Source organism: Brachybacterium sp. J153 (assembly GCF_036311905.1).
Classification (GTDB): domain Bacteria; phylum Actinomycetota; class Actinomycetes; order Actinomycetales; family Dermabacteraceae; genus Brachybacterium.
On the sequence record NZ_JAZDCH010000026.1, the window covers coordinates 64627 to 79457 of the forward strand.

Annotated in this window: 13 protein-coding genes; 5 read left to right on the forward strand and 8 right to left on the reverse strand. The window is 73.6% G+C overall.

Annotated features, from left to right (window positions below; translation table 11 throughout):
* Window positions 1-18 precede the first annotated feature (18 nt).
* The 6 genes from V1258_RS12965 to V1258_RS12990 all read right to left on the reverse strand — a co-directional run bounded on the left by V1258_RS12965 (window position 19) and on the right by V1258_RS12990 (window position 7720).
* Entirely contained in the window at window positions 19-1179 is a 1161-nt protein-coding gene (locus tag V1258_RS12965) for an SPFH domain-containing protein (RefSeq protein WP_329750076.1), read from the reverse strand.
* A gap of 39 nt (window positions 1180-1218) precedes the next feature.
* Window positions 1219-1683: a glutathione peroxidase gene (locus V1258_RS12970; protein ID WP_329750077.1), complete on the reverse strand. Its 465-nt coding sequence runs from the start codon at window positions 1681-1683 to the stop codon at window positions 1219-1221.
* Window positions 1680-2591, reverse strand: coding sequence for a PfkB family carbohydrate kinase (locus V1258_RS12975; RefSeq protein WP_329750078.1), 912 nt, complete (start codon window positions 2589-2591; stop codon window positions 1680-1682). The genes V1258_RS12970 and V1258_RS12975 overlap by 4 nt, the downstream gene beginning before the upstream one ends.
* 22 nt (window positions 2592-2613) lie before the next feature.
* Window positions 2614-4713, reverse strand: coding sequence for an NADPH-dependent 2,4-dienoyl-CoA reductase (locus V1258_RS12980; protein ID WP_329750079.1), 2100 nt, complete (start codon window positions 4711-4713; stop codon window positions 2614-2616).
* 23 nt (window positions 4714-4736) lie between these two features.
* Window positions 4737-6323 carry an HNH endonuclease signature motif containing protein gene (locus tag V1258_RS12985; RefSeq protein ID WP_329750080.1) on the reverse strand — a complete coding sequence of 529 codons (1587 nt, stop codon included), beginning with the start codon at window positions 6321-6323 and terminating at the stop codon, window positions 4737-4739.
* A gap of 320 nt (window positions 6324-6643) precedes the next feature.
* Window positions 6644-7720 (reverse strand): MerR family transcriptional regulator, encoded by a 1077-nt coding sequence (locus tag V1258_RS12990; RefSeq protein ID WP_329750081.1) that lies wholly within the window; start codon window positions 7718-7720, stop codon window positions 6644-6646.
* Window positions 7721-7846: 126 nt separating this feature from the next.
* On the opposite strand from V1258_RS12990, the gene V1258_RS12995 reads away from it, so the two are divergent.
* From V1258_RS12995 to V1258_RS13010, 4 genes are read left to right on the forward strand one after another with little or no spacing between them, the layout of a single operon-like run.
* Complete coding sequence (locus V1258_RS12995; RefSeq protein WP_329750082.1) at window positions 7847-8887, forward strand: GNAT family N-acetyltransferase; 1041 nt, start codon at window positions 7847-7849, stop codon at window positions 8885-8887.
* On the forward strand, window positions 8884-9324 hold the full coding sequence (locus V1258_RS13000) for an SRPBCC family protein (protein WP_329750083.1): 441 nt from the start codon (window positions 8884-8886) through the stop codon (window positions 9322-9324). The genes V1258_RS12995 and V1258_RS13000 overlap by 4 nt, the downstream gene beginning before the upstream one ends.
* Complete coding sequence (locus V1258_RS13005) at window positions 9321-9932, forward strand: YdcF family protein (RefSeq protein ID WP_329750084.1); 612 nt, start codon at window positions 9321-9323, stop codon at window positions 9930-9932. Before V1258_RS13000 ends, V1258_RS13005 begins: the two co-directional genes overlap by 4 nt.
* A complete protein-coding gene (locus V1258_RS13010; protein ID WP_329750085.1) occupies window positions 9925-10272 on the forward strand; it encodes a DnaJ family domain-containing protein in 348 nt (115 codons plus the stop codon). Before V1258_RS13005 ends, V1258_RS13010 begins: the two co-directional genes overlap by 8 nt.
* Here V1258_RS13010 and V1258_RS13015 read toward each other — a convergent pair whose 3' ends face one another.
* The gene (locus V1258_RS13015) at window positions 10273-11109 is read right to left on the reverse strand and encodes a serine protein kinase RIO (protein ID WP_329750086.1); all 837 of its coding nucleotides are present in this window, start codon (window positions 11107-11109) and stop codon (window positions 10273-10275) included.
* Window positions 11110-11327: 218 nt separating this feature from the next.
* Here V1258_RS13015 and V1258_RS13020 point away from each other — a divergent pair, with 218 nt between their 5' ends.
* Entirely contained in the window at window positions 11328-13364 is a 2037-nt protein-coding gene (locus V1258_RS13020; RefSeq protein ID WP_329750087.1) for a GxGYxYP domain-containing protein, read from the forward strand.
* Window positions 13365-13370: 6 nt separating this feature from the next.
* Here V1258_RS13020 and V1258_RS13025 read toward each other — a convergent pair whose 3' ends face one another.
* Entirely contained in the window at window positions 13371-14807 is a 1437-nt protein-coding gene (locus tag V1258_RS13025) for an amidohydrolase (protein WP_329750088.1), read from the reverse strand.
* Window positions 14808-14831 lie beyond the last annotated feature (24 nt).

A 14831-nucleotide genomic window follows, 5' to 3' on the forward strand; every position in this document is an offset into this window, starting at 1 on the left:
CCCTGCCTCAGCCCTGCCTCAGCCCTGCTCGGCGCTGCCCGGCCGCGCCCACGGCGGCACCGAGCCGCCGGGGTAGCCGGGCACGCGCCGCTGCTGCTGCTGCGCCTCGGCCTGGGCGCGCTGCGCCTCCCGCTGGGCCTGCTCGGCCTGGGAGCGGGCCTGCTCGCGGCGCCGCTCCTCCTGGGCGCGCAGCTGCTCGGCGGAGATCCGCTGCCGCTCCTGGTGCTCGTCCGCATCCGCGTCCTGGTCGGCCTGGTGCGCGGCCTGGGCCTGCAGCATGGCGGAGCGGATCTCGTCGCCCATCGAGCCGACGGCCCCGGGGTTGCTGGGCAGGTACAGCACGTTGGAGCGGCCGTTGCGGGCCACGTCCTGCATGGTGTCGAAGTACTGGGTCATCAGCAGCAGCTGCTCGGCCGAGTTCTCGATGCCGACCTTGCGCAGCATCTCGTACTGCTCGGCGATGCCCAGGGCGATCGCCTTCCGCTGGGCGGCGACGCCCTCACCCTGCAGACGCTTGGACTCGGCCTCGGCCTCGGCCTGGGTGACGCGCTTGATCTTGTCCGCCTCCGCGAGGGACTGCGCGGCGACGCGGTCGCGCTGGGCGGCGTTGATGGAGTTCATCGAGTCGCGGACCCGCTGGTCCGGGGAGATGTCCTGCACCAGGGTGTTGATGATCCGGAAGCCGTACTCGAGCATCCGCTCGGAGAGGGTCTGCTCGACGCTGCGGGCGATGTCGTCCTTCGACTCGAAGGCCGCGTCCAGCTCGAGGCCGGAGAGGGCCGAGCGCACCGTGTCGAAGACGTACGAGCGGATCTGCGCCTCGGGGTTCGACAGCTTGTAGTACGCGTCGACGACCTGGTTCTCCTGGATCTGGTACTGCACCGCGACCGGGACGGTCACGAACACGTTGTCCTTGGTCTTGGACTCGATGTTCACCTCGAGCTGCTGGACGCGCAGCGAGATGGGGCGGGTGATCGAGTCGACGAACGGGGTCTTGAAGTTCAGACCTGCCGAGGCGACCCGCTTGAACTTGCCGAAGCTCTCCACGATCACCGCCTCGGAGGAGTGGACGGTGAACATGATCGACGTGCGCAGACCGCCGAAAAGCAGCGCGAGGATGACGATCAGCACCACCACCACGACGGCGATGACGATCAGAGTGACGACGATGCCTTCCACGAAGGCCCCCTATCTCTTCGGTGCGGACTGTGACCCACGCTACCGGAGGTCGGCTGAGAGGCGGCGGGCGATGCGCGCCGGCGGCACCGGCGGTGCGTACCGCCGCAGCACCTGGCCGTCAGGGCCGATGAGGAACTTGGTGAAGTTCCAGGAGATCCGGCCGCCCAGCACCCCGGCCCGCTGCGCGACGAGCCACTGCCACAGCGGATCGGCCGACGGCCCGTTGACCTGCACCGCGGAGAACAGCGGGAAGGTCACGCCGTAGCCCGTGGAGCAGCGCTCGGCGGTCTCCGCGTCGCTGCCGGGGTTCTGGCGGAACTGGTCCGACGGGAAGCCGAGCACCGTCAGCCCCTGCTCGTGCAGCTCCTGCAGCCCCGCCAGCTGCGGGGTGAACGCGCATTCGGTCGCGATGTTGACGACCAGGACGTGCTCGCCGCGGTGGCGGCTCATCGCGTACGGCTCGCCGTCCGCGGTGAGCGCGGTGAAGTCGTGGAAGGAGCTCACGCCAGGAACTCGTCGACCTCGGCGCGGGTGGGCGCCGACTCGGTGCCGCGGCGGGTGACGGCGATCGCGGCCGCCGCATTGGCGCGCGTCGCGGCCGACTCCCAGTCCGCCCCGAGCGCCCGCTCCGCGAGCAGCACCCCGGTGTGGGTGTCGCCGGCCCCGTTGGTGTCCACCGCCGTCTGCGGGAAGGCGGGGATCTCGGTACCGCGGCCGTGGTGGAAGACGAGGCAACCGCGATCGCCGTCGCGCACGATCACCACCGCATGGGATCCGATCCGTCGACGCAGCGCCTGTGGGGTGTCCTCGAGGGCGTCCAGCCCGGTCAGCGCCCGCGCCTCGTCCGCGTTCGAGGTCCACACCGTGGTCCGGGCCAGCACCCGGTCCTGCAGGTCACGGGGGAACTCGGCGAAGGGCGCACCCGGGTCGAGCACCACCTCGACCCCGTCCGGCAGCGACTCGAGGAACTCCAGCAGAGGCTCCCGCGTCGGCTCGAACAGCGTGTAGCCCGAGACGCAGACGAGATCGCCCGGGGCGGGCGCGAGACGGGCCAGCGACTCGGCGCTGACCTGCCGCTCCGCCCCGTAGACGGTGAGGAAGGTGCGCTCGGCGGAGGGCTCGAGCATGACGATGCAGTAGCCCGTGTCGGCGTCCTCGCGAGGCACGTCGCTGAGGGCGACCCCGTCGGCCGCGAGCCGCTCCCGCACCAGGTCGCCGTGGCGGCCGACGCCGTGAGCGCCGCCGTGCACCGCCTCCGCACCGGTCCGCGCCGCGGCCAGCAGGGTGGTCACCGCCCCGCCCGCGTACCACTGCTCGCGGCGGACGTTCGCGTTCCCGCCGCGCGGCGGCAGGGCGTCCACCTCGACGACGACGTCGACCAGGGCCTGGGCGGTGTGGAGCACGCGGGGCATGCTCCCGAGTGTAGGGGCCCGGTCACAGCGCGGAGGCGACCTCGACGGCCTGCCGGATGGCGCGCTCCGCATCGAGCTCGGCGGCGAGGTCCGCCCCGCCGACGACGTGCACCCGGGGCGAGGTGCGCGAGGCCCCGGCGCCCAGCTCGGCGGCGAGGTCGGCGACGCTCTCCTGACCGGCGCAGAGCACCACGGTGTCCACCTCGAGCACGCGCGCCTCGCCGTCCTCCACCAGGTGCAGGCCCTGCTCGTCGATGCGCTCGTAGGTGACGCCGCGATGCTGGATCACGCCGGCGCGGCGCAGCTCCGCCCGGTGCACCCAGCCGGTCGTGCGCCCGAGGCCCGCGCCGATCTTCGTCTCCTTGCGCTGCAGCAGGTGCACCTCGCGGGCGCGTCGGCCGTCGTCGGCCTCGGTGCGCTGCGGCGCGGCCGTGACGCCGCCGCGCACGGCCGAGGGGTCCGTGACGCCCCAGTGCTCGCGCCAGGCACGCGCGTCGAGGGTGGGGGAGGGGATCGCGGAGGTGAGGTACTCGGCGACGTCGACGCCGATCCCGCCCGCGCCGATGATCGCGACGCGCTCGCCGGCGACCGCCCGCTCCTCGAGCAGGTCCTGGTAGGTGACGACCTGCGGCCCCGCGGCGGGCGGCTCGGCCGACGGGGCGAAGCCCGGCAGGTCCACGGGGCGAGGGGCGACGCCGGTCGCGACGATCACGTCGTGGAAGCCCGCGAGGTCCGCGGGGGTGGGGCGCATCCCCAGCCGGATGCCGACGCCGGCCGCGGCGAGCCGCATCCTCCAGGAGCGCAGCGCGAGCGCGTAGTCCTCCTTGCCGGGGATGCGGGCGGCGAGGCGCAGCTGCCCGCCGAGCTCCTCGGTCGCCTCGAAGAGGGTCACCACGTGCCCGCGCTCGGCGGCAGCGAGGGCCGCCTCGAGACCCGCGGGACCGCCGCCGACGACCGCCACCTTCCGCACCCGTCGCGGGGCGACGGGGGTGAGCACCAGCTCCGTCTCGTGGGCCGCGCGGGGGTTCACCAGGCAGCTCGCCCGCTTCCCGACGAAGACCTTGTCGAGGCACGCCTGGTTGCAGGAGATGCACGCGACGACCTGCCCGGAGCGGCCCTCGGCAAGCTTGCGCGGCAGATGCGGGTCGGCGAGCAACTGGCGGGCCATCGAGACCAGGTCGGCCTCGCCGCGGGCGATGACCTGCTCGGCGAGGTCGGGATCGTGCAGCCGGTTGGAGGCGATGACGGGCACGTCTACTTCGCTCCGCAGCTGGGCGGTGAGCGGCACGAAGGCCCCGCGCGGCACCGAGGTGACGATGGTGGGGACGCGCGCCTCGTGCCAGCCGATGCCGGTCGAGAGGACGTCCACGCCGCGCTCGGCGAGGCCCTTCGCGAGCACCACGGTCTCGTCCCAGGTCTGCCCGCCCGGGACCAGGTCGAGGAGGGAGATGCGATAGCTGAGCAGGGCGTCCTCGCCGATCGCGTCGCGGACCGCGGCCGCGATGGCGAGCGGGAGAGCGCGCCGGCCCTCCGCGCCCCGGCCGAAGCGGTCCCGTCTGCGGTTCGTGGCGGGGGCGAGGAACTGGTTCAGCAGATAACCCTCGGAGCCCATCAGCTCGACCCCGTCGTAGCCGGCGTCGACCGCGCGCCGGGCCGCGAGGGCGAACTGCTCGACGGTGCGTCGGGTGCCACGCCGGGTGAGGCGCCGGCTGCGGAAGGGGGAGAGCGGGGAGCGGCCGCCGCTGGGGGAGGCGGCGAGGGGCTGCGCGGCGTAGCGGCCGGCGTGGAGCAGCTGGAGGATGATCCGCCCGTCGGCGTCGTGCACCTCGCGGGTGATCACCTGGTGGCGGGTCATGGTGCGCTCGTCGGCCTGTGCCCCGCCGGCGGTGAGGCGGCCGGAGCGGTTGGGGGAGTGGCCGCCGGTGACGATGAGTCCGACCCCGCCGCGGGCACGCTCGCCGAGGAAGGCGGAAAGGCGGGCGAGATCCCCCGGATGGTCCTCGAGGCCCACGTGCATGGACCCCATGACGAGACGGTTCTTCAGGGTGAGGCGACCGAGGTCCAGCGGGGAGAGCAGGGACCGGTACCGCGACGCTGCGGACGACGGGTGCGGGGAAGTCATGCCCGCGATTGTGCCAGGCCCGGTCAGTACGGCGGGTCGCCGGGCGGGGGCGTCGACCGCGGGATCACCCGGCGGCCCCGGTGGCGGTCCAGCAGAGCACGTCGCTGCTGCGCGATCCCTTCGCCGGGGGGCCTGCTGCTCTCTGCCGCGTGGAGGGCGCGAGCCTCGGCGGCGCGGCGCTCGTGCTCCTGCCGGGCGTGCTCGAGCAACCGCACGGTGTGCGGGGTGAGCAGGTCGACGGCCTCCTCGCTGCGGGTGCGGAGCTGGTCATCGAGGGTCCAGGTGGTGCGCAGGGGCATGCCGGTCTCTCCCGGGTCCCGGGTGGGATCGATCCCGCCGGCGGTCTTCAGCCGGTGGTGCGTGCGGCACAGGCGGTGCAGGTTCTCCAGGGCGGTCGGCCCGCCGCGGGCGGGATCGGCATGGTCGAACTCGAGGACGTGGTCGTCCTCCGCGGCGAGCGCGGTGGAACGGGAGCAGCCGGGCACCGCGCAGACGGGGTGGCGCAGCCGCAGCTGGAGCCGCATCTGGGCGGAGGGCCGATAGGTCGTCGCGCTCGCGGGGAGATAGGCGCCGGTCACGGGGTCGGTGAGGATCCGGGTCCAGGTGGCCTCCCCGGCGGCGAGGTCGCGGGCCAGCTCCGCGGGGAGAGGTGTGGTGCCCTCGACCAGGGCGGGGGCGTCGTCCCGGCCGAGCAGCGTCATGACGGGAACCGTCACCAGGAGGCGGTACGGCGAGGCGGTCTCCTGCACCGGATCCGTGTCCAGCACGGTGTGGGTGAGGATCGCGTAGCGGAGCGTGTTCAAGGAGTGGGGGCGACCGCGCGCGGCGAGGTCCTGGTCGAGGTCGAAGGGGAGCGGCCCCTCGGCCCCCTCCTCGAGGGCGTGGCGCTGGGCTTCCTGGACGGCGCGCGCGGCGACGTCGAGCCGGTGCGCGAGCCCCTTGATCTCGAGGATCGGCCCGGTGACCAGCAGGGAGGCCGTGCCGGAGGCGGTGTCGACGTCGACGATCTCCACGCCCCGGCTCTCGGAGTGCGGGGCGGGGAGGGCGCCGGCGGTCGCGAGGTCCACGGCGAGCCGGAGGTGCCGGGTGAAGGTGTCCACCGAGACCGAGGGCAGCTCGAGGGTGGCCAGGTGCGCGTCGACCTCGGCGGCCTGCTCGTCGGTGAGGCGGCGCACCGCGCGCAGGAGGCGGTGGTGCATCGACTCCGGGAGCTCCCCGCGGCGCACGTACTCGAAGGTCAGCGGCATGACCTCGACCGCGGTGCGGGCATCGCGCACCTGGCCCCAGGCCTGGTCCAGGGTGAGCCGCAGCCCGACCGCGACCTTGAGCGCGCTGAGATCCGCGTCCTCGGGGCGGCCCTGCACCTCCGGATCCTCCCGGAAGAAGGTGGCGAGCAGGCGCAGATGGTGGGCGTACATCCGGGTGCGGGCGAGCGACGCACGGTGCAGCGCGAGCACCCGGCCGGCCTCGACGCTGCCCGATGCGACCTCCTCGAGCATCCGCTCCGCGGTCAGCGGCCGACGCGCCCGCACCGTCCACTCGGGCAGCGCCGGGCGGGCGACGGGAGGCAGGAGCGAGCTCGCGTCGTGGTCGTCCACGAAGTCGCCCATCCGCCCCACCTCCCCTCACCCCTGCGGGCCGCTGGTGCCGGCCCGATCGATGCTCCCAGGATATAAGCCGAGAAAGCCCGACGGAAGGCCGATCGCCGAATGGGGATGAATATGTGGATAACCCTGTTGTGGGGAGGAACGGTTGCCCCGAAAATCGCATTCTGTGGACGGGCGAACTCGTCTGTCGGACCCCTGTGCGAGGATGTCGTCGCAGGTGGTGGGCGTGGAGTCCGGGGTCGGCCAGGGGTCGGGGGCGGGGTGGGGCGGAGGGAAATTCCCCAAACTCCGAGAACTCCGGAGAATTCCTCCGCGCCCCGACATCACGCCCGCGCCAGGGCCACCCCCACATTGTCCGGGCCGCCGGCGTCCAGTGCGAGATCGACTAATCGCGTCGCGAGGGATTCCAGATCCTCTCCTTCCGCGGCCAGCGCCTCCGCGAGGTCCGCCGGATCCACCACGGCGTGCAGGCCGTCGGAGGAGAGCAGCACCAGATCGCCCGGCTCGAGCCGGCGCACCAGCAGGTCCGGAGCCGTCGGGGCGCCCGCGGCGAGCGCCCGGTTCAGCAGGCGTCGGTCCGGATGCGCCGCCGCCTCCTCGGGAGAGAGCCGGCCCGCCTCGAGGAGCGAGCGCACCTGGGTGTGGTCCTGGGTGATGTGCTCGAGGCGTCCGGCGCGCACGAGCGAGATCCGGGTGTCGCCCAGGTGGGCCACGTGCAGGCGGTCGCCCTCCAGCAGCGCGGCGGAGAGGGTCGAGCCCGCGGCGTCGGAGGTCGGGACCAGCGCTTCCACCGCCATCCAGGCCGTCTCGAGGGCGGCCAGGGGCGGGGCCGAGGCGGCCGCCTCGACCGCGTCGGCCAGGGTCCGCAGCAGTCGCGCGGACAGATCGTCGGCCCCGCCGAAGCCGTCGGCCACGGCGAGCAGCACCCGGCCGCCCGGCAGCTCGCGGATCAGCACGGCGTCCTCCTGGGTGGGCCGCTCGAGGCCCTGGTGCAGGGCGAAGGCGGTGCGCGGGGTGGTCGTGGACGTGGTGGTGGAAGTGGTCATGATGTCCTCCGAGTGATGCTTCCCGAGGTCACGGACCAGGTCGGCGACGACGGCGGCGCGGGAGAGGGCGTCGGCCTCCTCCTGTCGCCACCAGGAGCGCAGCTCCGCGGCGGCGGCTGCGTCGTCGTCGAGATCGCACACCACGCGGATGCGGGCCAGGCCCATGCCCAGCCCCCGGAGCGCGGCGATGCGCCGCGCCCGATCGATCTGATCCGGTCCGTAGGAGCGGTAGCCGGTGAACGGGTCCACCCGACGCGGGGGCAGCAGCCCCGACTCGTCGTACAGGCGCAGCGCCTTGGGGCTGAGACCGCTCGCGGCGGCCAGTTCCCCGATGCTCAGCAGTGTCCCGTCCATCGGTTCTCCTTCCGGGCGCCGAGTCCGTCCCGGCAGTGACCACCCTCCGGATTGTCCCCGGGGGAGGGTCAAGGGTGCCGGGAAAAACGCTCGCGCCGTCCCTCGTCGGCGTGGTCGACTGCCCCCATGTCTGTCACGATCCGTCTTCTCGACACCGCCTCCGACGCCGAGCTCGAGCAGTTCAACGCCCTGGACGACGCCCTGGACCTCGACGCCTTCGGCGGCGTCCAGCCGTACTCCGTCGCCGAGCGCCGACTGGCCTGCGAGGACACCGAGTACTCCCGCGCCCAGCGCTGGGTCGCCGTCGCGGAGGGGCTCGAGGGCGGCGAGATGATCGTCGGCCGCGGGTCGGTGCATCTCCCGCTGCAGGAGAACACCGAGCTGGTCGAGGTGGGGCTGAGCGTGCATCCGGCCCATCGCGGGCGGGGGATCGGCACCGCGATCGTCGAGGAGGCGCTGCGGCCCGCGATCGCGGAGTCCGGGCGGCCGCTCGTCGGCGCGTGGGGCGAGATCCCGGCCGACGGGGATCCCGACGATCCCGCGCTGCCGGTCAACCGCCTCGCCGCCCGACTGGGCGTGAGCCGGAAGAACATCGGGGTGTGCCGTCGGCGCGACCTGCCGCTGGAGGCCGCGCTGCTCGACACCCTCCGCGCCGAGGCGGAGGAGCGGCAGGGCGGGTACCGGATCGAGATCTGGGACGGCCCCGCCCCCGAGGAGCACCTGGCCTCCTACGGGGCGCTGCTGCGCCAGCTCGACCTCGACGACCCCGACGAGGACATCGAGTACGAGGCCCCCGAATACACGCCCGAGCGGATCCGCACGGGGGAGCGGCGGCTCGCCGAGCAGGGCATCACCCAGTTCCAGTCGGTCGCCGTCGCCCCCGACGGCACGATCGCCGGGAACTCGGTGGTCCACGTGAAGACCGCCCCGGGGGCGAGCCTCGGCTGGCAGGAGAACACGCTGGTCATGCCCGATCATCGCGGGCATCGCCTGGGTCTCGCGCTCAAGGTCGCGACCCACGCGTTGCTCGCCGAGCGGGCGCCCGAGGTGCGCAGCCTGGTCACCTTCAACTCGCACGTGAACCCGTGGATGATCTCGATCAACGAGAAGCTCGGCTACCGGGTGTCCCACCGGGAGGTGGGCTACCAGGGGAGAATGGGCGCATGAGCACCCTGCGCACCGCCTCCCGCGAGATCGCCGCCCCCGCCGCCGCCCTCTTCGAGCTGATCGCCGATCCCGCCCAGCAGCCGCGCTGGGACGGCAACGGCAACCTGGCCGAGGCCCCCGAGGGGCAGCGGGTCACCGCCGTCGGCGACGTCTTCACGATGCGCAACACCTCCGGGAAGCAGAAGGACAACCACGTCACCCGCTTCGTCGAGGGGCGCGAGATCGCGTGGCTGACCGCGCCGGCGGGCGAGGAGCCGCCCGGTCACGAGTGGATCTGGCAGCTCGAGCCGCTCGCGGAGGACCGCACCCTCGTCACCCACTCCTACGACTTCTCCCGGCTGGTCGACGAGGCGCGGATCGCCCGCTCCTCCCGCACCACCTCCGAGATGCTCGCCGCCTCGATCGAGAACCTCGCGGCGCTCGCCGAGGGCCGGTGATCCGCCGCCTGCTGCTCGTCGGGCTCGGCGCGACCGGGCTCGTGCTCGCGGCCGGACAGGTCGCCGCGGGCCTCGGGGCGCGGCGCGTGCGCGCGGCGCTGCGGCCGACGGATCCGACGGGGCGGGAGGTGATCGTCGTCCTCGGCTACGGCAACGACGGCACCGAGCTCAATGCGGTCAACCGCTGGCGCCTCGACGTGGGGCTGCGCTCCCGCGACCCTCGGGCGTCGTCCTCGCTGCTGGTCCTCAGCGGCGGGGCGGTGCGCGGGGCGCATTCGGAGGCGGGGCTGATGGCGCGGCACCTGCGGGAGCACCTGGGCTTCGAGGGGGAGGTCGCGCTCGAGACCCAGAGCCGGTCCACCTGGGACAACATGGCGTGCACGGTGCCCTTCCTGGAGGACGCGGATCGGATCGTGATCGCCTCGGATCCGCTGCACGAGCTGCGCGCCCACGGCATGCTGCGCACGCAGCGCCCGGACCTCGCCGCCCGCCTCGCGGCGGCCGACAACTGCCGGCCCGGCGAGCAGCTGCTGCGCGGGCCGTGGACGACGGTGATCGGCCTCGAGGGGCTGCGCCGGGCCCGACGGGACGGGCAGATCCGTGGCTGATCCCGATCCCTTCGACCTCGCCGGCTCGCCGCTCGCGGGGAAGCCGCTGCGGCTGCCGGAGACCCACGACCCCGACTGGTGGGTCAAGCAACGCCTCGAGAGCGGGGACATCGACCCCGAGGCGGTGCTGCCCGTCGTCGTGCTGCTGCGCCGCGAGTTCGAGCGTCGCGCGGAGACCCTCGCGGAGCTGCGCGACGAGGAGGCCGTGCGGGAGTACGCCGCGGACTTCACCCGCCGGGTCCACCAGGACCGGCGCGAGCACCCCTTCCAGCGGATGCTCGCCCCGGCCTGGGACGGGGACGACGCCGTCGAGGAGTGGCGGCGGCTGCGAGAGGGCTGATCAGGGCATCCAGTCCTCCGGATCGGTCGCCGACTCCGGAGCGCCGTGCGCCCGCAACCAGGTGCAGAGCGTGCGGCAGTCGCGCTCGAGGAACTCCCGGCCGTGCGGATTCGCGATCAGGTCGATGACCTGCGGGACGTCGATGATCACCGGGTCCGGCTCCGTCTGCCGGGTGTCGATCAGGACGTTGTAGGGCGAGAGGTCGCCGTGGACCAGACCCATCCGGGCCATCTCCGCGACGGCCTCGCGCAGGTGCCGGGCCCAGCGCTCCGCCTCGTCGGCCGAGGGGCGGGTCTCCTGCAGCCGGGGAGCGGCGACCGCGCCGCGCTCGTCGTCGGTGCCGATGAACTCCATCAGCAGCTCTGTGCCCTGGATCTGCACCGGATAGGGGACGGGGATGCCCGCCTCCCACAGCCGGCCGAGGGCGTCGAACTCGGTGCGGGCCCACTGGCCCGCGGCGGCCTTACGGCCGAAGGCGGTGCCCTTCGCGATCGCGCGGGCCTCGCGCGAGTCCTTGGTGCGGCGGCCCTCGGTGTAGGCGCTCGAGCGGTGGAAGGTGACCTGGTCCGGGTCGCGGTACCGCTTGGCGACCAGCAGCGTCACCTCGCCGGGGGCGCCGGTGCACAGCTCCTGCGGGAGGCCGCGCTCGAGCAGGAAGGCGTCGGCCTCCTTGCCGGTCTTGAGGATGCCGAGCTCGGTGTCGATCGCGCCGTCGTGCTGCACCACCCAGGCGGGGAAGGGCTGCGGGCCGCGGTCGAGGGTGTGCGCGGTCTCGGGCCAGGTGGACCAGCGCTGGTCGTCGTCGAGCTCGGGAAGGAAGAAGTCGATCGGGGTCATGGATTCTCCTGAGGGAAGGGGCGGACGGCAGGGGTCAGCACGGTGACGCTCATCAGCTCCTCCTTCCCTCAGGGGCGGCCCGATCGGGACGCGCTGGGAGCACCGTAGGCGGGGTGCCGGCGTCGACGCCACTGATTAACCGGTCCAGTTCCTCCCCTTCCCACGTTGCGGTCGCCGTGGTTAGGGTGCAGGTCCCATCCCCGATCCAGGAGTCGACGATGACGTCCGACCTGCATCACCCCCTCTCCCGACGCACCCTTACCCGCCGCGGGCTCATGGCCGCCACCGCCGGCGCCGCGGCCCTCGGTGCCCTGACCACGGCCCCGGCCAGCGCGGAGGGTCCACGGCCCGGCCGCGGCGTGCGCTGGAAGGACGGGCGGGTGTTCCCCTCCTTCAGCGGTGCCGGGAAGATCACCGTCGCCGACCTGCGGGAGCTCGACGGCTTCGACCGGCTGCTGCTCATCACCCTGCAGGGCCTCGTCAACCGCGACCGCCCCGAGGTGTACGTGATCCTCGACGACGTCGACGAGACCTGGCTGCCCGACCTGCCGGTGCGAGCCCGCCGCCTCGAGGACCCCTTCGCGCTGGTCGAGGAGCATCGCGACCGGATCACGGGCGCCGTCGTCTACGACCTCGCGTCCCCGCACACCGTCAACCTCGCGACCACCCTCGCGGGCCTGCGGGGCGGCGTCGTGGCGAGCGCCGAGCAGGCCGAGCGCTTCTCGCTGCCGATCCTCGAGGACCTCAGCGGGCGCTTCGCCGACGACCCCGCCGCCGTCCACGACTGGGCGATGGCGAATCTCTGGCCCGAGTGCACGCACGAGATCCTCGTCGGCCTGCCGCCCACGCAGACCGTCGCCGTCGCCGGCATCGAATGGACCGAGCTGCTGCGCGAGCCGGAGCACGTCACCGACTCCTCGAACCTCGACACCTACACGGTGGACCTCTCCGGCGCGCTCGGCACCGGCGAGGTGTTCGTGCGCCTCACCGACGGCTTCACCAGCGACGGCTGGGGTCCGGCGCTCACGGGCGTCGAGGTCACGGCCGACGGGGAGGTGATCGCCTCCTTCGTGCCGAACACCCCGGGCGAGGAGGGGTTCCTCTTCGACGGCAGCGGCTCCTCCACCAAGGAGGGCCTGCGCTTCGCCGACGGCGGCGGGCGGATGATCTACCGCTTCGCGGTCCCCGAGGGCACGGCGGCGTTGAGCGCCGCGCTGACCCTGGAGAACCAGTTCGTCGTCTCCGCGACCGATCAGGCGCCGACGCGCGTCGAGCCCTTCGCCTCCTTCCGCGACTTCTCGGTCGCCACCGGGGCCCTGGTCAGCTGGCTCCCGCCCTCGGGAGACAGCGGCAGCCAGTTCGAGGAGCTGCTCGCCCAGGTCGAGCCGGGCACGGTCTACGCGGGCTGGTTCAGCAACGACGTCGCCGGCGAGTGGTCCGGGGTCGAGCTGTGCAGCCGCGCCTCCGTGATCGTCGTGGCCGCCGACTTCTACGTGAATGCGACCGTGCTCTCCGCGATGCGCGCGAACACCCGGGCGAAGCCCGCGAAGCCCTCGCAGCGCTCGGTCGAGGACCGCACCTATCTGACGCTCACCATCGGCGAGGGCGACAACATCCAGTACTGCCAGCGGCACATGCGCGAGCTGTGGGACGACGCCGGGCGCGGGGCGGTGCCGATGAACTGGACCGTCTCCCCGCTGCTGGAGGACATCGGCCCGGCGATCCTGAAGCACTTCCAGGACACCGCGACCGAGAACGACCTGCTGGTGTGCGGACCCTCGGGGGCCGGGTACACCTACGGCGACTCGTGGCCGCAGGAGGACTGGGGCGTGTTCACCCGGCTCTCCGGCGACTACCAGCGGCGCACTGGCCTCGACGTCGTCTACGCGTACTCGACCCCGCGGCCCGGGGAACCCGCCGAGCCGCTGCCGGACTGGGTGCTCGAGCAGTACGCGGCCGACGTCGACCTGCGGGGCATCCTGCAGACCGACGAGTCCGGGGCGATCAGCGAACCGGGGGCGGCGGTGCCGCTGATCGGCATCCTCTACCCGGCCGGATCGGTCGATGTGTACGTGAACGCGATCCTCGAGCGGATCGAGGCGCACGACGGGAACGGACCCCTGTTCCTCGCCGGGCTGATCAACGCCTGGAGCTGGACGCCGAGTGATGTGGTGGCCCTCGTCGAGGCGCTGCCGAGCGACGTCGAGGTGCTGCTCGCGGACGAGTTCTTCGACCTCTTCGCGCGGAAGGCCTGAGGCCCCTCAGCCCCTGGCGGCCACGATGGTCGCCAGGGGCCGCACCTCCCTGAGCCGGGCCGCCGCCTCGCGGGCCGCGGCGGCACTGGGGACCTCCTCGAAGGGGTCCTCCGCGAGCAGCACCACGTCCGCGGGGCCGCCGACGCGCAGCGCGTCGATGCCGTCGGTCGAGGCGAGGAGGGCCTCGTGCGGCTGGAGGGCCTGCTCGGGGTGCCAGGCCTCGCGCTCGTCGGCGCTGCGGTGCACCGCGGCGGCCATCGCGAGCCAGGGGTCGACGGGCGCGACCGGGGCGTCGGAGCCGAAGAGCAGCGGGACGCCGGCGGCGAGCAGGTCCCGGAAGCGGTAGGCGAGGTGGGCCGCGCCGGGCATCAGCTCCTCCGTGGGGTCGCGGTCGTCCAGCAGGTGCGCCGGCTGCACCGACGCCCGCACCCCGAGCCTCGCCATCCGGGCCACGTCCTCGTCGGCCAGCAGCTGGGCGTGCTCGATCCGACCCCTCGCCCCCGTGACCGCGAAGGCGTCGAGCACCACACCGACGGCCGCGTCCCCGATCGCATGGATCGCCGGCTCGAGGCCGAGCTGCGCCGCGCGGGTCAGCAACTGCGGCAGCTCGAGGGCGTAGTCGCTGAGCACGCCGACGGGTCCGCCCGCATGCCGGCAGTACGCGGAGCGGGAGCCGAGGGAGCCGTCGGCGATGACCTTCAACGGTCCCATCGTCACCAGGCCCGAGGGACCGAGCACCGTGCCCGTCGGCCCCGGGACGGCAGGAAGCCCCGAGGCGTAGGTCGCGGTGCGCACCCGCATCCGCACCCGGCCCTCCTCGTCGCGGCGCCGCCACAGGCTCCAGGTCTCGCCCCACTCCATGTCGGTCAGGCCCACGAGCCCCCGGGAGAGGGCGTCCTCCTGCAGCCGGTCGATCCCCGCCTCGAGGCCCGCGGCGACCCCCGGCAGCTCCTCGAGCCGGGCGACCGCGTCGAACCACTCGTCCTCGGCGACGATGCCCGCGCGCGGCGGCAGGCCCAGGGCGGCGAGCGCCGCGGAGCTCATCCACGCATGGTGCGCATCGCCGCCGATCAGCACCACCGGCACCCGGTCGCCGCCGACCGCGTCCAGGGCCGCGACCGTCGGCTCGCCCGCGAGATCCACCAGTCGGTGCCCGAAGCCCACCAGCACCGGGTCCGCCCCGAGCACCGCCGCGACGCGCGCGACGATCTCCGCCGTCGAGGCGGCCCCCGCGGTGTCCAGCCGGGCGTAGCCCTGCGCGGTCTGCCCCGCGTGCACGTGCTGATCCCACAGCCCGGGGATCGCGAGCGCGCCGCCCGCCTCGTGGACCTCCTCGCCCGCGCGCCGAGGGAGGGACGGGCCGATCTCCACGATCCGGCCCGCAGTCGCGCGGAGATCCGTCGGCGCGTCCGCACCGCGCAGCATCACCTGTCTGATCAGCATCGACACAGCATGACAGCTGTCATG